We start from the raw sequence: 23,226 nt of genomic DNA on the forward strand, positions 1-23,226 counted from the left end.
CATGTATAATCCTCCTCCGACGCTGCACATGCTGTGCGGAAAAATCGCTGCTGGAAAATCCACACTGGCCAAACGGCTGGCAAGCGGAAACGGTACGGTTCTAGTTGCCGAAGACAAATGGCTGAACGCCCTTTTCTCCGATGAAATGGCGTCTGTACCGGACTATGTCCGCTGTTCTTCAAAATTACGCAGCATCATGGGACCTCACGTGTCGTCGCTGCTGAACGCAGGGGTCTCGGTGGTTCTGGATTTTCCCGCCAACACAATCGAAACGCGCAGCTGGATGCGAAGCATTCTTGATGAGACAAGCGCGTCTCATCAGCTTCACGTACTATGCGCCCCGGATGATCTGTGCTTGCAGCGGCTGCGAGACCGCAACGCCCGCGGCGATCACCCGTTTGCGGCGACCGAGGAGCAGTTCCGCCTGTTTTCCAAACACTTCGCCCCGCCGTCGCCAGCAGAGGGTTTCAATCTGGTGATGCACGAAGAGCCCAACTGATACGGGCGGAGCGATTTTTTATTGCCCGGAACGGCATCGGTCGCTCCGGCCTCAAAACCGGCCTTCACGGCTGCTGCAACAAAAAAGCGCGCCCTCGCGGGCGCGCCTTAGTACTTCAGACCGTCACAGGTCTACGTGCCCTTGCCATCCTCGGCATCTGCGGCCACCGGATCATCCGGATGCGTCTCCATCTCCTCGTCATCGTCGTAGTAGCCCTCGGCGCGCAGCTTCGCCTCGCGCTTGGCTTCTACCCGGCGGACCAGGAAGATCGAGACCTCGTAAAGCCCGTAAACCACCACAAACAGGATGATCTGGGTGATCACATCCGGCGGCGTCACCAGCGCGGCCAGCACCAGGATCGCCACAACCGCGTATTTGCGGACAGAGCCAAGGCCCTCGGCGCTCACCAGCCCGGCCTTGCCCATCAGGGTCAGCAGAACCGGCAGCTGGAAGCACAGGCCAAAGGCCACGATGAACTTGATGGTCAGGTTCAGATACTCCTGGGCAGAGCCCTGGAACACCACGCTGAGACCCTGGTTCACCTCCTCGCTGGTCACCGCCTCGCCGCCGGAGCCGAACTGCTGGAAGCCCAGGAAGAAATCATAGGCCAGCGGCGTGACCACATAGAAGGCAAAGCTGGCGCCCAGAAGGAACATGAAAGGCGACGCAACCAGGAACGGCAGGAACGCCCCCTTCTCGGACTTGTACAGCCCCGGCGCCACAAAGCGCCACATCTGGAACCCGATATAGGGAAACGCCAATATGAAACCGCCCAGGAAGGAGATCTTGATCGCGACAAAGAAGCCTTCCTGCGGGCTGATGAAGATCAGCGCGCAATCCTGGCCGCTCTCGGCCAGCACCTCGCACAGCGGCGCCGTCAGGAAGTTGAACACCGGCGTTGCCACAGTGAAGCAGATCACCATGCCGACGATGAAAGCCAGCACCGAATGGATGAGCCGCGTGCGCAGCTCGGCCAAATGCTCGATCAGCGGCGCGGTTGAGTCGTCGATCTCATCCGTCTTGCTCATGACTTGGCCTCTTCTTCCTTCGATGCCGCAGGCTTCAGCGCCGCCTCAGCCGCTTCCGCCTTGGCCAGTGCCTCCTCAGCCTCGCGCGCCTTGCGCTCAGCCGCGGCGCGGGCAGTTGACGCCTGGATCTTCTTGGCATCCTCGGCACGCTCCGCCGCCAGCTTGCCGGTCTCGCTGTCGGGGTCGTATTTGGTCGGGTCGATCGACGTCGCCATCTCCTGCGCCGCCTGCTTGACCCCGTCCATGGCAGTGCCGACGGGATTGGTTGCAGCCTTCAGCCCCTTGGCGACCTCATTGACCCCGGCCTCATCCGCCGCGTCATGCATCGCCCGGCTGAACTCGCGCGCCATCCCCTTGGCCTTGCCGACAAACCGCCCCACGTTGCGGAACAGCACCGGCAGGTCCTTGGGGCCGACCACGATCAGCGCAACAACGCCGATGACCAGCAGTTCGGTCCACCCAAGATCGAACATGAGCGCTTAGGCCTTGTCTTTTTCGGTCTCGGGGGTGACGTCCTTGGCCGTGTCTGCGGCGTCCTGCTCCAGTTCCTTGGTGCCTTCGTTGATGCCCTTCTTGAACGAGGTGATACCCTTGCCGACCTCACCCATCAGCGAGGAAATCTTGCCGCGGCCGAACAGGACCAGCACCACGACAGCGATGAGCAGCAGGCCAGGCAGGCCGATGTTGTTGAGCATGTGAGTCTCTCCTTACTTAATCCGGCGCGGATTGGCGGCGCCGGTGGAATTGTTCGCTACGGGTTTAGCGCGGGCGCTGCTTTGAGCGAAAGCAACTCCGCACGCTGAAAGCGCCTGCAAGCGCAGGAATCCGAAGTTTTTGCCAGCCGCGCGCATCCAACTGACAGGTTTATGTCAGTTGGAGGCCGGTAAATCCAGCCCATCACATGAACAAAGGAGAAACGTGATGAGCAAACATGTCGCCGAAATCGTGACCTTCAAACTGGCCGATGGCGTGAGTCCCGCGGATTTCACCGCACTGATGCAGCGCACCGAGGGCTTCGTGCGCGCGCAGGACGGTTTTGTCACCCGCCAGCTGAGCCAGGGCGAGGATGGCAGCTGGACCGACTATGTGGTCTGGCAGGACATGGCGACGGCGCAGAAAGTGGCGCAGGAATTCATGCAGCAGGACTTCACGCCGGAGGTAATGGCGGCCATTGCCCCGGACAGCGCCAGCATGCGCCATGAAGAGGTGCAGTGGCAGATGGCGCCCTAAGCACAACAGGCTGCGCCTGCGGGCCGGGCGCAGCCCTTGACCTCCTGACGCCACCGCGCAAAGGCTAGCCCCATGCGCCGCACTGACCGCCTTTTTGAAATCATCCAGATCCTGCGCGACGGGAAGCTGCACCGTGCCCAGGACATTGCCGAACGGCTGGAGGTTTCAACCCGCACCATCTACCGCGATATGGACACGCTGGTGGCCTCCGGCGTGCCGGTGGAGGGCGAGCGCGGCGTCGGCTACATGGTGCGCGAGCAGATCAGCCTGCCGCCGCTGACACTGACGCCAGAGGAACTGGAGGCACTCAACCTTGGCATGGCGATTGTCGCTGAGGCCGCCGACCCGGACCTGAAGGCCGCCGCCCTGTCGCTGGCCGCCAAGGTGGACGCGGTGCTGCCGGAACAGACCATCGCCGAGGCCGACGCCTGGAAATTCGCGGTCTACCCCTTCTCCGACGCCGCCCGCGCCCTCGCGCACATGCCCAGCTTACGCGCCGCCATCAAGGCGCGGCAGAAACTGCAGCTCAGCTACCGGCGCATCGACGGCACTTTGACGGAGCGGAAAATCCGCCCGCTGCACATGGAATACTGGGGCCGGGTCTGGACCCTCACCGCGTGGTGCGAGACGCGCGGGGATTTCCGGGTTTTCCGCGTCGACCTGATTGAAGACGCCTCTGCCCTGCCCGAACTGTTCGTAGACGAGCCCGGCAAGCGGCTGCAGGACTATGATCCCTACGGCTCCTAAGATCCTTTATTCATCTGGCTGAAAATATCCCGGGGGAGGCCCGCAGGGCCGGTGGCAGAGCCCCCTACCCCAGCTCAAAACTGGTCACGCCGTAAATCAGATCCGTTTCCAGCTGCGGCGCAGCGCCTCGGTACATCCGGGCAGTCTCAAACACCGGTTCCAGACCGAGGCTGCGCGCCATCTCAACCGCCGCTGCATGCGGCTCCGGCACATCCAGAAACACCTCCTGCCCCACAGCCAGTTCCTGCAGCAGCCGCGCCAGAAGTGCCTCCGCCGCCGGGCGCGACACCGCAACCAGCGGCCCGATCTTGCAACCGCTGCCGCAGGGCCGCAGCGTGCCGAAACCGGCCAAGCTCCCGTCCTGGTACGCGGCAATGGAAACATGCCCCTCCGCCCCCAGCCACTGCTGCCAGAAGGCCGTGCGCGGCGCCGGGAAGACACGCGCGTCCAGCGCTTCCAGCTCTGCCGTTGGGGCCGTAATCGGCGACAGATCAAACCCCTCCGGCGCCGCCGCCCCGTCACCGGGCACGCCGCCAAAGCGGATATTGCGGTAGGCCAGCGCAAACCCCGACCGGCGGTAGTTGTCCTGCTGGTCCACCACCCCGTCCAGGCCGACAACCCGCCCCCCGGCATGCGTCAGCGCCTTTTGCCACAGCGCATAGCCGTAGCCCTGCCCCCGATGCTCCGGCGCCACGATGTAGAAACCGAGGAAAGCAAACGCCGCGCCGTAATTCACCACCGAGATGCAGGCGATCATCCGCCCGTCCAGGAACCCGCCCCAGAACCCTTCTGGGTCAACACTCGCAAAGCAGGCCGCATCCCGATGGCCCGGGTTCCAGCCCTCATGCGCAGCCCAATCCACGGCGGTTTGAATTTCCGCGCCCGCCAGCGGTCTTATCTGATAACTGCCCTGCATCTGCGCCTCCTGTCGCCTTGGATGCAGAATGCCCGCTAAAGCTCAGGCAGGAAAGACAAAACAGCGGTTGCGGCGCACTGTCAGCCACATCACCCGGCCTGCCTCTGGCAGGAACACATTGGGCACCGTCGCCTTGAGCACCGAGCCATCGAAATCCATCCGGAACTCCACCAGGCTCTCGCTGCCCAGAAAGCGCGCACGCTCAACAGTCGCGCGGGCCGGCACCCCGTCGCTAGGGGTCGGCAGCGGCCCCTGGCCGCCGCGGTCGAAGTCGATGCGCAGATGCTGCGGGCGGAACACAATTTCCACCGCGGTGCCATCCGCCACGCCGGGCGCCAGGAACTCGCCAAAGACCGTGCGCGCCAGGGCGCCGTTCACCTCGGCCTTCAGCACGTTCACATCGCTGAAGAAAGACACCGCGGCCTTGTCGGCCGGGTGGGTATAGACGTTATAGGGTGCGCCCTGCTGCACGATCCTGCCGCCGCGCATCAGCGCGATCTCGTCGGCCATCCGCATGGCCTCTTCCGGCTCATGGGTGACCAACAAAACCGCGGTGTCTTCCTCTTTCAAAAGGCTCAGCGTCTCATCGCGGATACCGTCGCGCAGCCGGTTGTCGAGGCCGGAGAACGGCTCATCCATCAGCATGATGCGCGGGCGCGGCGCAATCGCCCGGGCCAGCGCCACCCGCTGCTGCTCACCGCCCGACAGCTGGTGCGGGTAGCCATCGATGAAACGCTTGAGCGACACCCGGTTCAAAAGCTCCTCGACTCGCGCGCGTTTCTCGTCCTTGCTGCCCTTCAGGCCAAAGCCGACGTTGTCGGCAACACTTAAGTGAGGGAACAGCGCGAAATCCTGGAACATCAGCCCGATCTCGCGCCGCTCCGGTGGAACCCGGAACACTGTGTCGCAGATCAGCTTGCCATCTACATAGATCTCGCCGCTATCCTGCATCTCAACGCCCGCGATCATCCGCAGGGTGGTGGATTTGCCGCAGCCCGAGGGGCCCAGCAGGCATGTCACCTGCCCGGCCTGAATCTTCAGCGAGACATCGTCGACCACCGCGCGCCCTTCGAAGAAGCGCCGGAGGTTGTGGATTTCCAGCCGCGGCGGGGCAATCGTGCGGCTGATGCCGGCGGGGGCAGTGTTCATGAGGCCTCGGGCTGTTTCCGATAAAAACGCTTGGGGTCTCGACGGGATAGCAACCCGGCGGCTTGGCCGCAAGCGGTCAGAAAAGCAGGCAAAGCTCACCGCCCGGCAGACACCGCCGGGCAGCGCCCGTCCCGCCACCCACGGGGCGGGCGCTTCGCGTCCACCCCGCCGGGCCGGGCGCCGCCCTCTGCAGGCCTTTTTCATAACTTCCGGTTTCCGGGGCTTTACCTAACAACAGCCCGGCGCAGCACCGTCCTGCTCCAGCCCGTTGAAGGGCGAATTGCTGCCGCAGCCTTCGAATATCCCATAGTGGGTATCGAAATTGCCGATGAACTCGAAATGCGGCGCAAGACGGGTGTCTTGCAGCATCATCCAGGTATTGCCGCAGACCGGGAACACCTTGCCCGCCTCGATCACATGGTGGCCGTCCAGCGTGAAGCGGTGCGGCGCGTGCGGAATGGTGCCTTTGTAGATCACCGCCTGGCCGTAGTCCTCGCAAGCCGGCTCCAAGGCTGGCAGCTTGAACAGCCGGTAAGTGGACGACAGGAACTTCAGCGGCTGCACCCGCTTCTCCAGCACCGAGTTTTCAATGGTCAGGAGGCGCGAGGTCACCATCCGCGGGTCCTTGAAACCCGACTCTTTCGCGATTGTCAGGAAGTCGTTCCAATACAGCGCTCCGGACAGGCATTCACCATAGAGCACCTCATCCTCCGCCATCTCCTGCGGCACCCGGCGGTCGGCGTAGACGTCGGAGAAATACATCTCCCCGCCCTCTTTCAGCAGATGATGCGCCCCGCGCAGCACCGCGCCCTTGTCGGTGGCGAGGTTGATCACGCAGTTGGAGACGATGATGTCAAAGGACCCCGGCTCCAGGTCCAGTTCCTCCAGCTGTTCGATGTAGCCATGGTGGAACTCGACGTTGGACCTCGCATAGCCAAAGGCCTCCGCGTGGTAGTCCTGATGGCGCTTGGCCACCTCCAGCTGCGCAGGGGTCATGTCGACGCCGACCACCTTGCCGTGCTCGCCCACCAGTGCAGACAGCGCATAGACATCGCGGCCCGCCCCGCAGCCCAGGTCAAGGATGCGCCCCCCCTCCAGTGCCTCCGGCGCGATCAGCCCGCAGCCGTAGTAGCGGGTCAGCACCTCGTCATGGATTTTGGACAGCACCGCCTTCACATGAACCGGCATGTCGTCCGGCGTGCAGCAGGCATTGGTCTGGAGGTCATCGCTGCCCTGCAGCACCTCGCCGTAATAATTCTGCACGTTTTCATGTTTCATGGCGGCGCCTCTCCTGCTGTGTCAGGAGCAAAGGGATAGCGGTGCGCGGATGGTGCGGCAATCGGGTCCGCGGGCGGTCTGACGCAAGTGTGATGGAGCGTGGGGATGCGTCTGCCCGGCCTGTTGGCCGGGCAAAACGAGTTTCGAAAACTGGTTTTAGTCACTGTCCTCCGGCAGCAGCTCAAATGCCGCCTCGGCCCGCACCTTTCCGTTCACCATCAGTTCGATCCGGTGCGGTCCCGGCACCAGCTTAAAGGTCGTGGCGTTGCCCTCCAGCTTGTGCCGCTTGTCCAATTTCAACAATTTGCCTGAAATTTTCGATTGCTTCAGTTTGAACACTTTCGCCGAAACCTTGCCGCCAGGACGCTGAAAATGAAGGATATAGTCGACCAGAACGGCCGAACCTGCCCGCCCATCCAGATGCGCCGAGAATTCCAGAGCATCGCCAATCCGCACATTTTGCGATTTCAGTGCAATTTCGGCGCCCAAGTCCAGATCCGGGTCATAGCCCAGCATCTTCATAGCTCGCGGGTGCCCCGCCTTGACCAGCCCGCGCAGGGCGTGAGAGGTCATCCAGCCCAGTTCCTTGGCCGCTTGCGCTCCCTCTGCTTGCCAGTGCTCCAGCCGGTCCATCACCAGATCCGGTTCCTTCTTGGCGATGTCGTTCAGGTGGTTGGCGATGGAGCGGGTGACATAGCGGGTCGGGTCGGAATGCAGGCGGTCCAGCAGCGGCAGCGGCTGATCCAGTGTCAGCCCGACTGCCTCGCCCCACGGCAGCCGCGGCCGGGTGCCTTCGCTGACCAGACGGCGCACATGATAGCTGGAGTGGCAGGCCCACGCCTCCATCCGCGCCAGCACCTCACCCGGCCAGCGGTTCAGGAAGGGGCGGATCGCCCATTCCATGGAGAACCGCTGGGTGATTTCCTCCAAGAGGTCCAGCGACAGCTCCGGGTGTGTTTGGATTCCCTTGGCCGCCACATATTCCCCCAAGGGGGCAAAGATGAAGTCACCGAAGTCATCATCGGTTTTCGACGGGTCCAAGGGCGGCGGCAGCGCCTTCAGCAGCATAGGCGCGGCCTCGGGCAGCGCCTCAGGCAGATGATCCGCCAGCACCTCCGCAATCAGCGTCATCCGCTGCTTAAGCTCCAGCGCCGGCAGGTCTGCCATCACCTGAGCCTCGAAAGCATCAGCATCGAACCCGCCGTCCGCGGCCGCAAACAGCCCCGCCAGATAGCGGACCTTGTCCCGGTTAAACAACTGGTCTTTCAGGGAGAACCCGCCATCCATGCGCCCTGCCCCTTCTTACATCGTGCTGTTGGTGGCACCGCCGTCCAGCAGGATGTTCTGCCCGACGATGAAGCCCGCGTGCTGCGAACACAGGAAAGCGCAGGCGGCGCCGAATTCCTGACGGGTGCCATAGCGGCCCGCGGGAATCGTGGCGAACCGCTGTTTCTGAGCTTCCTCCGGCGTGATCCCCTGCGCCTTGGCCGCGCCGCCATCCAGCGCCACGGCGCGGTCAGTGGCATGGATGCCCGGCTGCAGGTTGTTGATTGTGACACCATGGCCTGCCACCTGCCGCGAGGTGCCCGCGACATAGCCTGTCAGCCCCGCACGGGCCGAGTTCGACAGCCCCAGCACCGACACCGGCGATTTGACCGAAACCGAGGTGATGTTGACCACCCGGCCCCAGCCGCGCTCCATCATCCCCGGCAGCAGCGCCTTCATCAGCGCAATCGGCGCCAGCATGTTGGCATCCAGCGCCTTGATGAAATCCTCGCGGTCCCAGTCTGTCCACATGCCCGGCGGCGGCCCGCCCGCGTTGGTCACCAGAATGTCAACGCCCCCCGCCGCATCCAGCACCTGCTTCTGGCCCTCGGGCGTGGCGACATCGGCGGCCACAGTCACCACATCGACCCCGTACTGATCACGGATGGCCTGCGCCGAGGCCTCCAGCGCCTCTGCGCCGCGGGCGTTCATCACCAGGTTGACGCCCGCCTCTGCCAGCGCCTCGGCGCAGCCCAGGCCCAGCCCCTTGCTGCTGGCACAGACCAGCGCGCGCTTGCCGGAAATACCAAGATCCATTTTTTGTCCTCCCTCCGGATTCTTCACCGTTTGCCGGAGCTTGCACCGCCCGCCTGCCAAAGGCCAGCCCCGCCCGGCGGCTGACGCAATCGTAAAGCTGCCGGAAAATCAGCCCCGTTCCACCGCCATTGTGCCACATTCCGCAGGCATTTCTGTTGGACAGCGCGCCCCGCACGCCCACATATGGACCAAGACAGACCCGCAGATGGGACAGACAGTGACTGCCAGCCTCTCTTCCGTTCAGGCCTACCCGGCTGAGCGTTTCCGTGTCGAATACGGCGCCAATTCGGGCGATCCGCTTGGCGTGCTTGAGGATCTGGTGCTGGATGACATCTATCTGCTGAACAGCCCGTCCCCGCCGCAGCGCCTTGGCATCGCCGCCCATCACGACGGCAGTTTCACCATTGCGGACGGCAGCGCCATCGGCACCCCCGGCGCGGCGCTGCATCTGGACTGTCTGCTGACCCTAATGCCCGACCGCGGCCCCAACACCGAAACGCTGGTGATGGTGGAGGCCGACGCAGAAGGCTATATCGCCGCCATTTTCCTGGTGCCGCTGGCACCGCTGCAGCCGCAGATGCCATACACTCTGGTGAAGGCCGAGCGCGAGCCCGCCCGGCGCAAGCTGGCGCAATCGGCCTGCGTCTCCTTTACCCGCGGCACCCGCATCACTCTGTCGACCGGCGAACAGCGCCCGATCGAGGAGATGCGCGCAGGCGACCGGGTGCTGACCCGCGATGACGGCATCCAGGAAGTGCGCTGGGTCGGCCAGTCAACCCTGCGCGCGGTCGGCAACCTGGCCCCGATCCTGATCCGCAAAGGCGCTCTCAACAACTCGAACGACCTGATCGTCAGCCCCAGCCACCGGCTGATGGTCTACCAGCGCCGCGACGAGATTGGCGCCGGCGCGCCGGAACTGCTGGTGCGCGCCCGTGATCTGGTGAACGGCGGCAGCGTGGTTGTGCTCGACGGTGGCTTTACCGATTACTTCCAGATCCTGTTCGACCAGCACCATATCATCTATGCCGAGGGCATCGCGGCTGAGAGCACTTTCCTGGATCCGGTCACCCGGCAGGTGCTGCCCGAGGATTTCTGGGCCACCCGGCCCGGCAGCCTGCCGGTAACACACACCCGCGGCACCCACGGGCTGGACGTGAACCGCTCCCTGCTGGACCGGCCGGACGCTGTGCGGCTGCTGAAACGCGCCTCACTGCGCTGATCCGCGGCAAGGCGCGGGCCGCTTGGCGCAAAACGCAAATCAAACGTTATTCAGGGTGCGGGCAGCAAATGCGTGATGCGCTGCAACGCGGAAGCAATGGATGCCGGATCCTGAGGCTTGTCCGAAGAGAAGCGGCACACCCAAAAGGGTTGTTCACACTTTTTTAATCGCGCAAAAGCAGAATGAATCCCGTAGGCAAGGGATCGTGATTACATGCCGGAACAATCCTCCAGACTGCAGAACTGGCGCCGGCTCTTCAGCCACGGCCATCTTTCACTGATCCATGCTCTGATCATCGGCCTGTCGCTGCTGATGACCTTCGGCGCCTGGTATTATGCCAATGAGCAGACCGAGACCCGCACCGAAAACGCCTTCAAGGCCGCGCGGGACCAGGCAGTCGGACTGATATCCGCGCGGATGGCGAAATACGAGGATGCGCTCTGGGCCGGGGTCTCTGCCGTGCAATCCCATGGCGGTGACATGAGCTACCAGGAGTGGAAGGAATTTGCGCGTTCCCTGCGTGTGGATGAACGCTATCCCGGCATCAATGGCATCGGCATCATTCACCACGTCGAACCCGGCCAGTTCGAAAGCTATCTGCAGACCCGGCTCCGGGAACGGCCAGGGTTTGCCGTTTACCCGGCACATGACAACAGCATCCGCCTGCCCATCTCCTTTATCGAGCCGGAAGACATCAATGCCGCAGCGGTTGGCCTGGATGTCGCGCATGAGGTGAACCGCCGGACAGCAGCCCTGGCCAGCAGCGCAACCGGCCAAGCCCGGATCACCGGCCCGATCGTGCTGGTTCAGGACAAGGGCAGCACGGCAGGCTTCCTGTTTTACGCCCCCTTTTACGCCGGCGGCAGCAGCGCCAATCCGGCACCGGGGGAACGGCGCCTGGACGGCATGGTCTACGCCCCTTTTGTGGTCCGCAACCTGATGGCCGGCTTGCTGTCAAAAGACCTCAGGAACGTGCGTTTCAGCATCAGTGACGGCGGTGAGACGATCTATGATGAGCATGACCCGGCGGACCCTCAGTTCGACCCCGCCCCCAGGTTCTCCGAGACGGCCGAGCTGGAGATCTATGGCCGCACCTGGACGCTTGACTTCCGCACCAGCCTTGGCTTCCGGCAAGCGCATTCCTACTCCCAGCCGGTGCTGATCCTGATCGGCGGCCTGGTGATCGAGACGCTGGTGATTTCGCTGCTGTTCCTCATGGCGCGCTCCAGCCAGCGCGCCAGGGCCTATGCTGACCGGGTCACCGCGGACCTGCAGGAAAAAACGGCAAAACTCGAGAAGGCCCACGACGAGCTGGAGCAGTTCGTCTATATCACCTCCCACGACCTGAAGACGCCGGTGCGCGGCATCGGGGCGCTGACGGAGATTATCCGGGAAGACCTGGAAGACTACTTCAACTCCGCCGATGCAGACCCCGATGTGGCCGCCAATCTGGACCTGATCGCCGAACGGGTGGCCCGGATGAACGACCTGACCCAGGGGGTGATGGAATACGCGCGGACCGGCGCGCATTCAGCAGAAGACAAAGCGCTCCGCCTGGAGGATGTGATCGTGGCGCTGCGGTCCGACTTTGGCCTGTCCGGCACCCAGCTGGAGCTGAGCGGCAACGCAAGCCGCATCAGCACCGATACCTTCAACTTTGTCCGCGTGCTGGAAAACCTGGTTGGAAATGCGGTCAAGTACCACCCCGAACCGGAGCACGCGCAGATCTCTGTCACTGTGCAGGACATGGGAAGCCGCTACGACGTCACGGTCCGTGACAACGGCGCCGGCATCGCCCCGGAGCACCACAGCAGGATTTTCGATGTCTTTCAGACCCTGCGCCGCGCAGGCGAGCCGGAAAGCACCGGCATAGGTCTCGCCATCGTCAAGAAATCTGTGGAGCAGCACGGGTTTGCGGTTACTTTGCAATCAGAGGTTGGACACGGCGCCGAATTCCGGTTCAGCTGGCCGAACCTGGGGCGCAAAGCCCCGGCAGAACACCAAGACAAAGCCGCCTGACGTGGAGAAAACTGAATGAACATCCTTCTGGTTGAGGACAATGACGTGGACGCGCTCATCCTGGAGCGCACGCTGAAAAAGCAGTCCCCGTCAGCCAGGATCGTGCGGGCCTGCGATGGTCTGGAAGCGCTGGAGATCCTCACCACTGAACGCGCGCAGGACCTGCCGCGCCCCTTCTTCATCCTGCTGGACATCAACATGCCGCGCATGAACGGGCATGAGTTTCTGGAGGAACTGCGCGCCAAGGAAGAGATTTCCGGCAACATCGTGTTCATGTTCACCACCTCCGACAACCCCAAGGACATCGCCCGCGCCTACCACCGCAACGTGAGCGGCTACATCGTCAAGCCATGCTCCTCCGCAGGCACCAAAAAGGTGCTGAGCGCGCTGCAGGACATGTGGGAAATCTGCACCCCGCCCCAATGCGCCACGGCGTGACGCGGGGCCTGCATCCGCTGCCACAGCCGGTGCGCCCCGGAATTGCGGCCACGAAAACCCCGATCAGCGGAACTGCACCTCGCTGATCGCGGTATCCCGGTACCTGGTGCCATAATAGACACCGCTCAGCGTGAGGGTGATCCAGGTCACCTGCCCCAGCGGCGGCAGCCGCAGCTCCTGCAGCCCGTCGCGGTCCTCCAGCACAACCTCCTGCCGCACCCCGGCCGAGGTCTCCACGATCAGCGACCGCACCCGGCCGTTCTTCAGAAAGATGTCGCGGCTCTTGCCGTAACCGTTGGCCACCAGCACCCGGCTAACCTGCTGCGGCCCGTCAAAGGCAAAGCGCAGTACCTCCCCCGCGCCGTCATCCGCCCGCCCCTCGACCCAGGCGGTGCGGGCATTGCCATCCGACAGCATCGCGCCCGAATAGGCATTGCGCCCCTGCGGCGCCAGGTGGGAGGACACGCACAGCTCCGCAGGAACCGTCCCGAACCGCCCCCGGCTGCAGGCATAGGCCGGCGTTGCGGGCAGCGGCAGATGCCGCGGCGGCTGCGGCGCCGGCGCCTCCAGCCCCGCCAGCGCCTCCAGTGCCAGCAGCACATAGAAATCCTCCGGCCGGTCCCGGTGCGCATCGACAAAGGCCTGCCAGGCCGCCCGCGTGCCGATCCGCTCCGCCAGCTGGTACTTCCGGGCGATATCATCCGCCGGCGCGGCAGGCACGGGTGCAGGCTGCGCCGCCGCCGCGGGCCGGCTGTGGAAATAGAAATCCCCGGTGATCGAGCTGGTCTCCCACGGCACCTGCCGCTCCTGCGTCACCGCCAGCACCTCGCTGCGCGCCGCCTTGAACACCGCCTCGATGGTGCGCCCGCCCCCGGCTGAGATCGCCCCGGCCAGCGCCCTTGTATAGGGGGAGTTGGCCCCGCTGCCGTCCAGCGCCACATCGCCCGGTGCGGTGGCATAGGCAATCAGCGTGCCGCGCGGCGCGTCCACCGGCGCCAGCCCCCGCGCCGCCGAGCGGGCAGAGGCGGCAAAGGGGTTGTTGCGGCAGGCATCCAGAATGACGATGTTGATGCTGGCATTCGATGAATTCATCACCCGCAAAAAGCTGTTCACATTGACCGCTTCCAGGTCGATCTCATCCTCGCTGGCGATGGCGGCGCTGACCGGCACCAAGTAGTTCTCGCCGTCCACCTGCACCCCGTGCCCGGCATAATAGAACAGCCCGGCCTCCACCCCTTCGCCGCGCAGCTGCCGCCCGAACCGCAACAGCGCCTGTTTCATGCCGCCCAGATCCGCATCCAAGAGCGTGGTCACCTCGAACCCCGCCCCCTCCAGCGCCGCAGCCATCACCCGCGCATCATTGCCGGGATTGGCCAGCGGCGCGGTATGGGCATAGTTCGAATTGCCCACCACCAGCGCAATCCGCTCCCCCGCCCGGGCCGGCGCGATGGCAAGCGCCAGGAGCGCCAGCACCACTCCCGCTGCCGCGGCCCGGAACAGCCAAATCCGATACAGCATCCCGCCTCTTTCCCCGTGGTTTGCAATCAAGGGCTTGCGGGTATCTAGGCAAAGGCGGCGGGAAAAATCAATTGGGGGGAGGGAGTGGGACGGAGCGGACTTTAGCTGCAAGTGCAGCATGGACAGCCGCGAGCGTCAGCTTTGTACATTTCAGACTAAGCTAAGTCGGCTAGCAACTCACCTCGCGCCTCTTTCGTATGTCCAACAAAAGCTGCCAACCGTTTACTCGACGATTGGGTTCGCCGTGTGTTTCCTAATCTATATTCATGAGATTCGGGTCAATCCTCGAACTTCTGCGCATCCACCGTCTTTAAGAAGCGCAGCAAGGCGGTAACGCTGTCATAAATGAACCGCGCTTCCTCCATAGAAACGAGGGATTGATTGTCGTGCGCAAGAGACTTGTTGTTCCGAATGTCATTCATCGCCTCGAAAGCAGAGATAGAACTCTTGATGATCCTTTCTGACATTTCTGTCAGGTTGCGTTCAGCCTTTAGTGCCCTGACGTATCTTCCAACTCTGGAATGCAAGGGATCGTTTTCACCACACATTCCGCCGCCATGTTTTTGAATTAGCGAGGCAAACCGCTTCATGCAATAGGTATGTAACCTGTCCAGCCCAGCCTGTGGTCGACCTGCGTCCAGATCCCTACGGATCGCAGCCACCAGCTCTTGCAAGGTTTCGTTCGCTTCGAATGCTTCAATTTCCGAAGAGTCGATTGCCTGATCGTCACCTTCAAATCGCGCGACAATTCGAAAAAAAACTTCCCTTAGTTTTTCCTCTCTCACCCCGCTTCCAGCGATCATGCTGTACTCGCGATGTTCCCAGAGTGCTCGGAGCGCCCTTGCCACGATGTTTGGTTGCGCCCTCTCAATGAACGAGCGGAGGCGTTTTGCCTTCGAGGTACCTCGCCCTGAAAACAATCGCGAGCCTGGTGTGGCATCAGGGTCAACACCGACTTCATCATTAAAAAAATCTCCGAACGTCCTGTCAGAGAAATCGAGTAAGTACCCGGTCTCCATACCGAGAGCCTCCTCGAACAGTTCCCGCTCACGGCGGTGAATGAGCGTTTCATACGTCGTCATTGCTACTCACCCCCTCTGTTTAGACTTTTCTTTCTGGATTTGTCGCAACGGTCCCGTCCGTGGCTGGCTGCGAAACGCATATTATCGCACCTGCACGGAAAGAATTAAACGCATTCCTACGGCGTCATTTTTAAAATGGACTGTCTCATGATCACCCCTCAGGCTAGTCGTAGTGAGGGCCATCGACCTGTGCTCCATTAAGATCCAAGCTTTTGTTCGTCAAAACGAGGTCGAACCGTTTTAGAAAGGAGAAGAACTGTGCAATCGGCATTTCAACATCTACAGCGCGAATTTTGTCGGGTGCAGCAACAAACTCCCCTTCTGGCCCGGTGTACAGATAGACAACAAGCCCAGGGCTATCGACTGCATTGCCAGGATTTCCATTGAAGGCGATACGGAAGCCTGCCAGCCGATCATCCTCACCAGCAACGCCAAGTTGCTTCAAGTGATCGAGCAATGCTAAGTTATCGGAACGATCAGCAGCAACCGTGCCAAGGTAATCATTGTATTGAGTGCCAGCGTTAAACACATTCATTGAGAAGCCCCTTACAGAAATGTAGTAGCTAGGTTATCTCACCCAGCGCCACTCCCCTTAAGCGTGTTTCACACGATTCACAAACATCTATTTTGAAGCAGCCACTATCCTCTACAAATCGTTGTTTTCGCCCCGAAACGGCCTAGTGCGCGCTGGTTTGTGGCATGCTATACGAATTAAATACTAGACCTCGTTCGATGGCCGCTTAGGGCTCGAAGCGGCGGAAAGCCATGTCCGATGCGGAAAGCTTCTTTCCGAACGGGGCAATAGTCACAACGCCCCCCTCACTTCCGCTCCGTCCCGTCCGCATTCCGGCCCATGGCGATGTAGCGCGCCTGCAGGCTCAGGCGCAGGATCGTGTTGTCCTTGTCATGGGCCTGGATGTAGCCCGCCATCAGCGCCATCCAGTAGGTCCGCAGCACGGAGTTGATGCGGCGGCTGTAGTTCGGGCCCAGCTTGCGGAACCATTTCACCATGTCCGCGTCCAGCCGGATCGTCACCCGGGTCTTGGGTTTGCTGATCCGTTCCCAGCTGTCCATGCCGTCCCATTCGGTCGGCAGGCTCTTGTCCAGCCAGTCGCGGCGCAGGGATTGCTGCAGCTCATCAAGCTCCAGCTGCATTTCATTGTCATAGTATCGCTTGCTGGGCATCGCTCTCTCCCGTGGCGGCGGCGGTTTCGGCGCGGGGCGGCACTCCCGCGCTGATCCCACCCTGCCCCGATCCGGTTAATTCCGTGCCAGCGGTGCGTACGGTGCCCCCGCAACACCTTCGGGCAGGCCTCTGCCCCGCCATCCGGCACCGGGGGGTGCACAGGGGGTGTACAGGGGGTGCACGCCTGGCACCCCCGCTTTTTCAGGCCGGTTTTGCCTGCCGCAGGATCCGGGCCAGCAGCTCATTCTTGCGGAAGGGCTTGGCCAGGAAATCATTCATCCCGGCGGCCAGGCAGGCCTCCACATCGCTGGGCTGGGCATTGGCGGTCAGGGCGACGATGGGGCATTCCGGCAGGCCTCGTTCCTGTTCATGCGCGCGGATCCGGCGGGCGGCGTCCAGCCCGCCCAGGACCGGCATCGACAGGTCCATCAGGATCAGATCCGCGCCTTCGGAGGTAAAAATCTCCAGCGCAGTCAATACGTTAGCGGCAAAGCGCAGATCGGCGCCGGTGGCCTTCAGCATCTTCCGGACCAGCAGCTGGTTGGTCTTGTTGTCCTCCGCCACCAGGATGCGCATCCCGTTCAGCGCCTCAGGCGGCAGTTCCGGCACCGCCATGCCGGGCGGGGCGGCCAGCGCCCGCCTGCTGTCCTGAAACTGCGCCATCTCCGCGCTGCCCGAAGCCTGCTCACCCGGCCGCGGCAAGTTCAGGCCAACCGTGAATACCGATCCCTCGCCGGGCACCGATGAGGCCGTGACCGTGCCTCCCATCCGTTCCGCCAGCGCACGGGTAATGGCCAGCCCCAGACCTGTGCCTTCGATCACGCGGGCGGCTTTCCGGTCGACCTGCTCAAAGGCGGAAAAGATCCATTTCATCTGCGCAGGCTCAATCCCGATGCCGGAATCGGAGACCTGAATACGCAGGGGCAGCGCCGAGGCGGCGGGGTCATAGGCGACGCTGACGGTGACGTGGCCGTCTTCAGTGAACTTGATCGCGTTGCCGAGCAGGTTCATCAGGATCTGGCGGATCTTGCTGGCATCGCCTGCAAAATCATGCGGCACATCTTCGGGGTACTCGGTGCGCAGATCAATCCCCTTGTAGGCGGCCCTCGCCCACAGGAGGGTGCCCACATCCTGAACCACGTCCCGCAGCGAAAACGGCGCATCGTGCAGGGAGATCTTATCGGCCTGGATCTTGGAGAAATCGAGCACGTCGTTGATCACCGTCAGCAGGGCCGTCGCGGAATTGAAAATCGTATCGGCAAACAGCTGCTGCTGTTCGTCCAGGCCGGTTTCCTTCAGCAACTCGCACATGCCGATGATGCCATTCATCGGCGTCCTGATCTCATGGCTCATGTTTGCGAGAAACCGTTCCTTGGCCTGGCTGGCCTCCTCGGCCTTGTCCAGGGCCATCCGGGTCAGCTCCAGCGCCTCGTCGCGCTCCCGCTCAGTCGTGATGTCTGTCGAAGACCCGACAAGATAGGTCATGCGCCCGTCCGCGCCGAACACGGGACGGAGAGTGGTGCTGAGGTATTTTTCCTTGTTCTGGGTCGGGAGGACGATGTCGTAGGTCGCCTCCCTGCCGCTGCTGATCACTGCCAGATGATGGTTCAAGGCGCGGCGTCCGGTTGCCCCGCCATAGAGTTCGAGTGCGGTCTTGCCTGCAAAATCGCTGTGCTCGAACTTGGTGAACTCCCGCGACTTGGTGTTCATGTGCACGTAACGCGGCAGCCCGTCTTCGCCTACCTTCAGGACAATCACCGCAATCTCGACTGCGTCGAGAACGCCGAAATGATCTGAAAATTCATCCTGCTGCACGTATCGTTCCTGAGACGGGAGAGCTTTTGAAATCCTGTAACACACAGTCGCAGCGCAAGTGTTACAGGAAAAGCGTTAGCAAATTACAGGCAAAACATTCGATGCCATTGCGGAATACAGGGCCAACACGGCCCTCAGTCTCCGTTTTTCTTGCCTCTGACGCGGTTTCTGGATACAGCCACCCGCATGTTGGACACCGCTGCAAACCGCCCCGAACTGCCCGCCGAAATTGCGCGGCGCCGGACCTTTGCGATCATCTCGCACCCGGACGCCGGCAAGACCACGCTGACTGAAAAGTTCCTGCTGTACGGCGGTGCGATTCAGATGGCCGGCCAGGTGCGCGCCAAGGGCGAGGCGCGGCGCACGCGCTCTGACTTCATGCAAATGGAGAAGGACCGCGGAATCTCTGTATCGGCGTCCGCAATGTCGTTTGATTTCAGCGGCTTCCGCTTCAACCTGGTGGATACGCCAGGCCACTCGGACTTCTCCGAGGACACCTACCGCACGCTGACGGCGGTGGATGCGGCAGTGATGGTGATCGACGGTGCCAAGGGTGTGGAAAGCCAGACCCAGAAGCTGTTCGAGGTCTGCCGCCTGCGCGACCTGCCGATCCTGACCTTCTGTAACAAGATGGACCGCGAAAGCCGCGACACCTTTGAGATCATTGACGAGATCCAGGAAATGCTGGCGATCGACGTGACCCCGGCAAGCTGGCCCATCGGCGTGGGCCGCGATTTCATCGGCTGCTACGACATGCTGCGCGACCGGCTGGAACTGATGGACCGCGCCGACCGCAACAAGGTGGCGGAAAGCATCGCGATTGAGGGCCTGGACGACCCCAAGCTGGCCGAGCATGTGCCTGCGCATCTGCTGGACAAACTGCTGGAAGAAGTCGAGATGGCGCGCGAACTGCTGCCCGCCCTGGACCCGCAGTCAGTGCTTGAGGGCCACATGACCCCGATCTGGTTCGGCTCTGCCATCAACTCCTTCGGCGTCAAGGAGCTGATGGACGGCATCGGCAAATACGGTCCCGAACCGCAGCCCCAGTCAGCCGAGCCGCGCCAAGTGGCACCGGAGGAAAAGAAGGTTGCGGGCTTTGTGTTCAAGGTTCAGGCCAACATGGACCCCAAGCACCGCGACCGGGTGGCCTTTGTCCGCATGGCCTCGGGCCACTTCAAGCGCGGCATGAAGCTGACCCATGTGCGTACCAAGAAGCCGATGGCAGTGTCGAACCCGGTGCTGTTCCTGGCCTCCGACCGGGAACTGGCAGAGGAAGCCTGGGCCGGTGACATCATCGGCATCCCGAACCACGGCCAGCTGCGCATCGGCGACACGCTGACCGAGGGCGAGGCGATCCGGGTGACCGGCATCCCGTCCTTTGCCCCGGAACTGCTGCAGGGCGTGCGCGCAGGCGACCCGATGAAGGCCAAGCACCTGGAAAAGGCGCTGATGCAGTTTGCCGAGGAAGGTGCGGCCAAGGTGTTCAAACCCTCGATCGGCTCCGGCTTCATCGTTGGTGTTGTCGGCCAGCTGCAATTCGAGGTTCTGGCCAGCCGGATCGAGATGGAATACGGCCTGCCGGTGCGGTTCGAGGCAAGCCAGTTCACCAGCGCGCGCTGGGTCAGCGGCGACAAAACGGCGGTGGACAAGTTCATCAATGCCAACAAACAGCACATCGCCCATGACCACGACGGCGACATCGTCTACCTGACCCGCCTGCAATGGGACATCGACCGGGTGGTGCGGGACTACCCGGACTTGAACCTGACAGCGACCAAGGAAATGATGGTCTGAAAAAACGCCCGGTCCGCCCGGGCGTTTTACTTGCTGGGCTTGCACTTTTGCCTTCCGGCGGAAATGGTTGTGAAAAACGGCAAGGCAAGAGGCAGGCAATGGCGGATCAGGGCGTCAAATGGGGCATCGTCAGCACCATAAAGGCGGACGCCGAAACGATTTTGAACTTTGCCGCGTACCATCTGGACCTGGGCGCGCACCGGCTGCACATCTACCTGGATGAACCGAATCCCGAAGCCTATGTACAGCTGAAGCAGCACCCCAAAGTGCGGGTCACGGTGTGCGACGGCGGCTATTGGCAGAAACGCTGCGGCTACCGGCCAGCCAAACACCAAATACGCCAGATACAGAATTCCGCCCATGCCTACCAGCGGATCCAGACCGATTGGATCGCCCATATCGACGTGGACGAGTTTCTCTGGCCCGCTAAGGACCTAGGGCAAATGCTCGCCACCCTGCCCTCCAGCACTTTGGGCGCCAAGATACGCCCGATTGAAGCGCTGGCGGGACATGACGGGCAATTCAAGGCGATGATCCCAAGGGGACCGGACCGTGAGGCGGAGGTGCGCACCGTCTACCCGGCCTTCGGAGGGTTCTTGAAGGGCGGTTTCCTCAGCCACACAGCCGGCAAGGTCATTGCCAGGACGGGCGTGCCGCAGGCGGAGGTGCGCATTCACAATATGTATTTGGCAGGCAAAAAGATCAAAGTGTCCGCCGCTCTGGAAGAAGTTGACCTTTGCCATTGCCATGCTTTGAGCTGGGAGCAGTGGCAAACCACCTACCAGTACCGGTTGCAGCACGGCTCGTACCGGCCCGGATTGAAGCCTGGGTATTCGCGGCTGTTCGGCGGATTGAACTCACATGAGCTTCTGTCGCTGATCGAAGAAGAGCACGGCCAGGACGGCTTGCGCAGCTTCTTTGATGAGGTCAGCGCCCGGGATCCTGAGGTTTACCGCAAGCTGCAGGAACGCGGGCTGGTGCGGAATCGCCCCCTCGGTCTGGAGGAGAAACGGCAAAAACACTTCCCCGGTTTCGGCTGATTTGTTTCCATTTTGCCGATCCCGGCAACGAAAACCTTGCAAAATCCGGCATTAATTGACCTCAGCATGGGATTTTGCTATGCCCCGCCACGAGCCGGCAGCTGCCACACCGCATGACCTTTTGCGGAGCCGGCTGCAACACACACGCGCGGGCCAGGTCAGTGTCCGCAATGACGGATGCATATGACAAAATTCACCGATCTGAACCTTAATCCCAAGGTCCTCAAAGCCATTGAGGAAGCCGGGTACGAAACCCCCACACCGATTCAGGCAGGGGCCATCCCGCCGGCGCTGGAGGGGCGCGATGTTCTGGGAATCGCCCAGACCGGCACCGGCAAGACAGCGTCGTTCACGCTGCCGATGATCACGCTTCTGGCCCGCGGCCGCGCCCGCGCCCGGATGCCGCGCAGCCTGGTGCTGTGCCCGACCCGCGAACTGGCCGCCCAGGTGGCCGAGAACTTCGACACCTACGCAAAGCATGTGAAGCTCACCAAGGCGCTGCTGATCGGCGGGGTCTCCTTCAAGGAGCAGGACGCGCTGATCGACAAGGGCGTCGACGTGCTGATCGCCACGCCGGGCCGCCTGCTGGACCATTTCGAGCGCGGCAAGCTGCTGCTGACCGGCGTGCAGATCATGGTGGTGGACGAGGCCGACCGGATGCTCGACATGGGCTTCATCCCGGATATCGAGCGCATTTTCTCGCTGACGCCGTTCACCCGCCAGACGCTGTTCTTCTCGGCCACCATGGCGCCGGAGATCGAGCGGATCACCAACACTTTCCTGTCCGGCCCTGCCCGCATCGAAGTGGCCCGCCAGGCCACCGCGTCGGAAACCATCGAACAGGCTGTGGTGCAGTTCAAGGCGTCGCGCCGCGACCGCGAGGGCAGCGAGAAACGCAAGGTTCTGCGCGCGCTGATCGACGCCGAGGGGGACAAGCTGACCAACGGCATCATCTTCTGCAACCGCAAGACGGATGTGGATATCTGCGCGAAATCGCTCAAGAAATACGGTTATGACGCGGCTGCCATCCATGGCGACCTGGATCAGAGCCAGCGCACCAAGACCCTGGACGCATTCCGCGAGGGATCCTTGCGCATTCTGGTCGCCTCTGACGTCGCCGCCCGCGGCCTGGACGTGCCGAGTGTCAGCCATGTGTTCAACTTCGATGTTCCGGGCCACGCCGAGGACTACGTCCACCGCATTGGCCGCACCGGCCGCGCAGGGCGCGAAGGCAAGGCGATCACCATCTGCATCCCGCGCGACGACAAGGCCCTGGCGGCTGTCGAAGGCCTGATTCAGAAGGAAATCCCGCGGCTGGAGAACCCGGTCAAGCCGGAACCCAAGACGGAAAAACCTGCCCGGTCCGCAAAAGCAGACAAGGCAGACAAGGCAGACAAGGCAGACGCGGATACCCGCGAGGGCCGCAAGGTCGAGAGCCGCGAGCGCCGCAGGGATGAAAAGCCTGCGCAGAAGCAGGAGCGTTCATCGGGCCGCGGCGGCAAGCACGGCAAGCGCGACGACAAGGTTGTTGTCGGTATGGGCGACCACCTGCCGAGCTTCATCGCGCTCAGCTTTGCCGAGCGCCGCGCCAGCTGATACCTCAGCAGCAGGCAGAAAGATCAGGCCGCCCAAGGGGCGGCCTTTTTTGTGGCATCCAGGCCTGCCCGCGATGCACATGCAGCATGGCCACCTTTGCGCTTGCAGCATAGCGGGTCTTCGATCTTGGCCGGCGTAATTCGGCGCAATGCGGCGTATTGCATCCATCAACACGAAACGCGCCATTGATGATGGGCTACGCCATGAATACCAACGACACCAAAACCCTGACCATCTCCCAGTTCCAGGCCATTGAGGCCCGCGCCCACGAGCTGCGCGCTGAGGCCTTTGCAGCCATGATGCGCCGCCTGTTCGGTGCTCTGTTCAGCGCTCCGCGCAAGGTGGTCTCCTGCCCCAGCTGCGCCCGCCCGCTGCACGGCTGAGACGACCGCCGCTCCCTCTGGAGCAGCATCTGAATTGAAAACGCCGCGTGCCCCAGAGGCCGCGGCGTTTCTCTTTTTCAACCGGTGCCGGTTTGGGCCCGCGCCGCGGGCCCGTCAGGGGCTGCGGCGCGGGGCCCAAAGGGGCCTGCCGCATCTGTAATGCGGCATGGGCCGGGCGGGCGGGCCGCCCTGCCCTGCCGGCAGGGC

Annotated in this window: 23 protein-coding genes; 10 read left to right on the forward strand and 13 right to left on the reverse strand. The window is 62.6% G+C overall.

Annotated elements, in window-relative coordinates; genetic code table 11:
* The first annotated feature begins 1 nt into the window (after position 1).
* The gene (locus tag A9D60_RS21100) at positions 2-499 is read left to right on the forward strand and encodes an AAA family ATPase (protein WP_065269405.1); all 498 of its coding nucleotides are present in this window, start codon (positions 2-4) and stop codon (positions 497-499) included.
* 131 nt (positions 500-630) lie between these two features.
* Here the strand turns inward: A9D60_RS21100 and tatC are convergent, their stop codons facing one another.
* The 3 genes from tatC to A9D60_RS21115 are packed head-to-tail and all read right to left on the reverse strand — an operon-like array spanning position 631 to position 2,222.
* Complete coding sequence (gene tatC, locus A9D60_RS21105; RefSeq protein WP_065269406.1) at positions 631-1,527, reverse strand: twin-arginine translocase subunit TatC; 897 nt, start codon at positions 1,525-1,527, stop codon at positions 631-633.
* Complete coding sequence (gene tatB / locus A9D60_RS21110) at positions 1,524-2,000, reverse strand: Sec-independent protein translocase protein TatB (protein WP_065269407.1); 477 nt, start codon at positions 1,998-2,000, stop codon at positions 1,524-1,526. Before tatB ends, tatC begins: the two co-directional genes overlap by 4 nt.
* 6 nt (positions 2,001-2,006) lie before the next feature.
* Entirely contained in the window at positions 2,007-2,222 is a 216-nt protein-coding gene (locus tag A9D60_RS21115) for a twin-arginine translocase TatA/TatE family subunit (protein ID WP_065269408.1), read from the reverse strand.
* A 226-nt stretch (positions 2,223-2,448) separates the two neighbouring features.
* Between A9D60_RS21115 and A9D60_RS21120 the strand changes: the two genes are divergently transcribed.
* Together A9D60_RS21120 and A9D60_RS21125 are read left to right on the forward strand one after the other, a co-directional pair.
* Positions 2,449-2,757, forward strand: coding sequence for a hypothetical protein (locus A9D60_RS21120; protein WP_065269409.1), 309 nt, complete (start codon positions 2,449-2,451; stop codon positions 2,755-2,757).
* A gap of 72 nt (positions 2,758-2,829) precedes the next feature.
* On the forward strand, positions 2,830-3,504 hold the full coding sequence (locus A9D60_RS21125; RefSeq protein ID WP_065269410.1) for a helix-turn-helix transcriptional regulator: 675 nt from the start codon (positions 2,830-2,832) through the stop codon (positions 3,502-3,504).
* A 64-nt stretch (positions 3,505-3,568) separates the two neighbouring features.
* On the opposite strand, the gene A9D60_RS21130 is transcribed toward A9D60_RS21125, so the two are convergent.
* The 5 genes from A9D60_RS21130 to A9D60_RS21150 form a co-directional block, all read right to left on the reverse strand.
* A complete protein-coding gene (locus A9D60_RS21130; RefSeq protein WP_065269411.1) occupies positions 3,569-4,420 on the reverse strand; it encodes a GNAT family N-acetyltransferase in 852 nt (283 codons plus the stop codon).
* Between the two features lie 42 nt (positions 4,421-4,462).
* A complete protein-coding gene (locus A9D60_RS21135) occupies positions 4,463-5,569 on the reverse strand; it encodes an ABC transporter ATP-binding protein (protein WP_065269412.1) in 1,107 nt (368 codons plus the stop codon).
* Positions 5,570-5,797: 228 nt separating this feature from the next.
* On the reverse strand, positions 5,798-6,847 hold the full coding sequence (locus A9D60_RS21140; protein WP_065269413.1) for a methyltransferase domain-containing protein: 1,050 nt from the start codon (positions 6,845-6,847) through the stop codon (positions 5,798-5,800).
* Between the two features lie 156 nt (positions 6,848-7,003).
* Positions 7,004-8,134 (reverse strand): hypothetical protein, encoded by a 1,131-nt coding sequence (locus tag A9D60_RS21145; RefSeq protein WP_065269414.1) that lies wholly within the window; start codon positions 8,132-8,134, stop codon positions 7,004-7,006.
* Between the two features lie 15 nt (positions 8,135-8,149).
* Positions 8,150-8,929 (reverse strand): SDR family oxidoreductase, encoded by a 780-nt coding sequence (locus A9D60_RS21150; protein WP_065269415.1) that lies wholly within the window; start codon positions 8,927-8,929, stop codon positions 8,150-8,152.
* A 205-nt stretch (positions 8,930-9,134) separates the two neighbouring features.
* Between A9D60_RS21150 and A9D60_RS21155 the strand changes: the two genes are divergently transcribed.
* The 3 genes from A9D60_RS21155 (at position 9,135) to A9D60_RS21165 (ending at position 12,605) form a co-directional block, all read left to right on the forward strand.
* On the forward strand, positions 9,135-10,148 hold the full coding sequence (locus tag A9D60_RS21155) for a Hint domain-containing protein (RefSeq protein ID WP_065269444.1): 1,014 nt from the start codon (positions 9,135-9,137) through the stop codon (positions 10,146-10,148).
* 213 nt (positions 10,149-10,361) lie between these two features.
* Positions 10,362-12,167, forward strand: coding sequence for a CHASE domain-containing protein (locus A9D60_RS21160; RefSeq protein ID WP_065269416.1), 1,806 nt, complete (start codon positions 10,362-10,364; stop codon positions 12,165-12,167).
* Between the two features lie 15 nt (positions 12,168-12,182).
* Complete coding sequence (locus A9D60_RS21165; RefSeq protein WP_065269417.1) at positions 12,183-12,605, forward strand: response regulator; 423 nt, start codon at positions 12,183-12,185, stop codon at positions 12,603-12,605.
* A gap of 63 nt (positions 12,606-12,668) precedes the next feature.
* Here A9D60_RS21165 and A9D60_RS21170 read toward each other — a convergent pair whose 3' ends face one another.
* From A9D60_RS21170 to A9D60_RS21190, 5 genes are all read right to left on the reverse strand, one after another.
* Positions 12,669-14,123 (reverse strand): caspase family protein, encoded by a 1,455-nt coding sequence (locus tag A9D60_RS21170; protein ID WP_065269418.1) that lies wholly within the window; start codon positions 14,121-14,123, stop codon positions 12,669-12,671.
* A 278-nt stretch (positions 14,124-14,401) separates the two neighbouring features.
* Positions 14,402-15,205: an abortive infection family protein gene (locus A9D60_RS21175; RefSeq protein WP_065269419.1), complete on the reverse strand. Its 804-nt coding sequence runs from the start codon at positions 15,203-15,205 to the stop codon at positions 14,402-14,404.
* 163 nt (positions 15,206-15,368) lie between these two features.
* The gene (locus A9D60_RS21180) at positions 15,369-15,740 is read right to left on the reverse strand and encodes a hypothetical protein (RefSeq protein WP_065269420.1); all 372 of its coding nucleotides are present in this window, start codon (positions 15,738-15,740) and stop codon (positions 15,369-15,371) included.
* 284 nt (positions 15,741-16,024) lie between these two features.
* Positions 16,025-16,390: a BrnA antitoxin family protein gene (locus tag A9D60_RS21185; protein ID WP_052272283.1), complete on the reverse strand. Its 366-nt coding sequence runs from the start codon at positions 16,388-16,390 to the stop codon at positions 16,025-16,027.
* A 202-nt stretch (positions 16,391-16,592) separates the two neighbouring features.
* A complete protein-coding gene (locus tag A9D60_RS21190) occupies positions 16,593-18,206 on the reverse strand; it encodes an ATP-binding protein (RefSeq protein WP_065269421.1) in 1,614 nt (537 codons plus the stop codon).
* A 186-nt stretch (positions 18,207-18,392) separates the two neighbouring features.
* On the opposite strand from A9D60_RS21190, the gene A9D60_RS21195 reads away from it, so the two are divergent.
* The 4 genes from A9D60_RS21195 (at position 18,393) to A9D60_RS21210 (ending at position 23,019) form a co-directional block, all read left to right on the forward strand.
* Entirely contained in the window at positions 18,393-20,000 is a 1,608-nt protein-coding gene (locus tag A9D60_RS21195) for a peptide chain release factor 3 (protein WP_065269422.1), read from the forward strand.
* A 98-nt stretch (positions 20,001-20,098) separates the two neighbouring features.
* A complete protein-coding gene (locus A9D60_RS21200; RefSeq protein WP_065269423.1) occupies positions 20,099-21,040 on the forward strand; it encodes a glycosyltransferase family 2 protein in 942 nt (313 codons plus the stop codon).
* A gap of 183 nt (positions 21,041-21,223) precedes the next feature.
* The gene (locus tag A9D60_RS21205; protein ID WP_065269445.1) at positions 21,224-22,636 is read left to right on the forward strand and encodes a DEAD/DEAH box helicase; all 1,413 of its coding nucleotides are present in this window, start codon (positions 21,224-21,226) and stop codon (positions 22,634-22,636) included.
* 203 nt (positions 22,637-22,839) lie between these two features.
* Entirely contained in the window at positions 22,840-23,019 is a 180-nt protein-coding gene (locus tag A9D60_RS21210) for an RSP_7527 family protein (protein ID WP_141117998.1), read from the forward strand.
* Positions 23,020-23,226: the final 207 nt, after the last annotated feature.

Source organism: Leisingera sp. JC1 (genome assembly GCF_001679925.1).
Classification (GTDB): Bacteria; Pseudomonadota; Alphaproteobacteria; order Rhodobacterales; family Rhodobacteraceae; genus Leisingera.

Coding starts and splice junctions, on each gene's coding strand:
- A9D60_RS21100 (WP_065269405.1), top strand. CDS start 2: ATGTATAATCCTCCTCCGACGCTGCACATGCTGTGCGGAAAAATCGCT.
- tatC (WP_065269406.1), bottom strand. CDS start 1,527: ATGAGCAAGACGGATGAGATCGACGACTCAACCGCGCCGCTGATCGAG.
- tatB (WP_065269407.1), bottom strand. CDS start 2,000: ATGTTCGATCTTGGGTGGACCGAACTGCTGGTCATCGGCGTTGTTGCG.
- A9D60_RS21115 (WP_065269408.1), bottom strand. CDS start 2,222: ATGCTCAACAACATCGGCCTGCCTGGCCTGCTGCTCATCGCTGTCGTG.
- A9D60_RS21120 (WP_065269409.1), top strand. CDS start 2,449: ATGAGCAAACATGTCGCCGAAATCGTGACCTTCAAACTGGCCGATGGC.
- A9D60_RS21125 (WP_065269410.1), top strand. CDS start 2,830: ATGCGCCGCACTGACCGCCTTTTTGAAATCATCCAGATCCTGCGCGAC.
- A9D60_RS21130 (WP_065269411.1), bottom strand. CDS start 4,420: ATGCAGGGCAGTTATCAGATAAGACCGCTGGCGGGCGCGGAAATTCAA.
- A9D60_RS21135 (WP_065269412.1), bottom strand. CDS start 5,569: ATGAACACTGCCCCCGCCGGCATCAGCCGCACGATTGCCCCGCCGCGG.
- A9D60_RS21140 (WP_065269413.1), bottom strand. CDS start 6,847: ATGAAACATGAAAACGTGCAGAATTATTACGGCGAGGTGCTGCAGGGC.
- A9D60_RS21145 (WP_065269414.1), bottom strand. CDS start 8,134: ATGGATGGCGGGTTCTCCCTGAAAGACCAGTTGTTTAACCGGGACAAG.
- A9D60_RS21150 (WP_065269415.1), bottom strand. CDS start 8,929: ATGGATCTTGGTATTTCCGGCAAGCGCGCGCTGGTCTGTGCCAGCAGC.
- A9D60_RS21155 (WP_065269444.1), top strand. CDS start 9,135: ATGGGACAGACAGTGACTGCCAGCCTCTCTTCCGTTCAGGCCTACCCG.
- A9D60_RS21160 (WP_065269416.1), top strand. CDS start 10,362: ATGCCGGAACAATCCTCCAGACTGCAGAACTGGCGCCGGCTCTTCAGC.
- A9D60_RS21165 (WP_065269417.1), top strand. CDS start 12,183: ATGAACATCCTTCTGGTTGAGGACAATGACGTGGACGCGCTCATCCTG.
- A9D60_RS21170 (WP_065269418.1), bottom strand. CDS start 14,123: ATGCTGTATCGGATTTGGCTGTTCCGGGCCGCGGCAGCGGGAGTGGTG.
- A9D60_RS21175 (WP_065269419.1), bottom strand. CDS start 15,205: ATGACGACGTATGAAACGCTCATTCACCGCCGTGAGCGGGAACTGTTC.
- A9D60_RS21180 (WP_065269420.1), bottom strand. CDS start 15,740: ATGAATGTGTTTAACGCTGGCACTCAATACAATGATTACCTTGGCACG.
- A9D60_RS21185 (WP_052272283.1), bottom strand. CDS start 16,390: ATGCCCAGCAAGCGATACTATGACAATGAAATGCAGCTGGAGCTTGAT.
- A9D60_RS21195 (WP_065269422.1), top strand. CDS start 18,393: ATGTTGGACACCGCTGCAAACCGCCCCGAACTGCCCGCCGAAATTGCG.
- A9D60_RS21200 (WP_065269423.1), top strand. CDS start 20,099: ATGGCGGATCAGGGCGTCAAATGGGGCATCGTCAGCACCATAAAGGCG.
- A9D60_RS21205 (WP_065269445.1), top strand. CDS start 21,224: ATGACAAAATTCACCGATCTGAACCTTAATCCCAAGGTCCTCAAAGCC.
- A9D60_RS21210 (WP_141117998.1), top strand. CDS start 22,840: ATGAATACCAACGACACCAAAACCCTGACCATCTCCCAGTTCCAGGCC.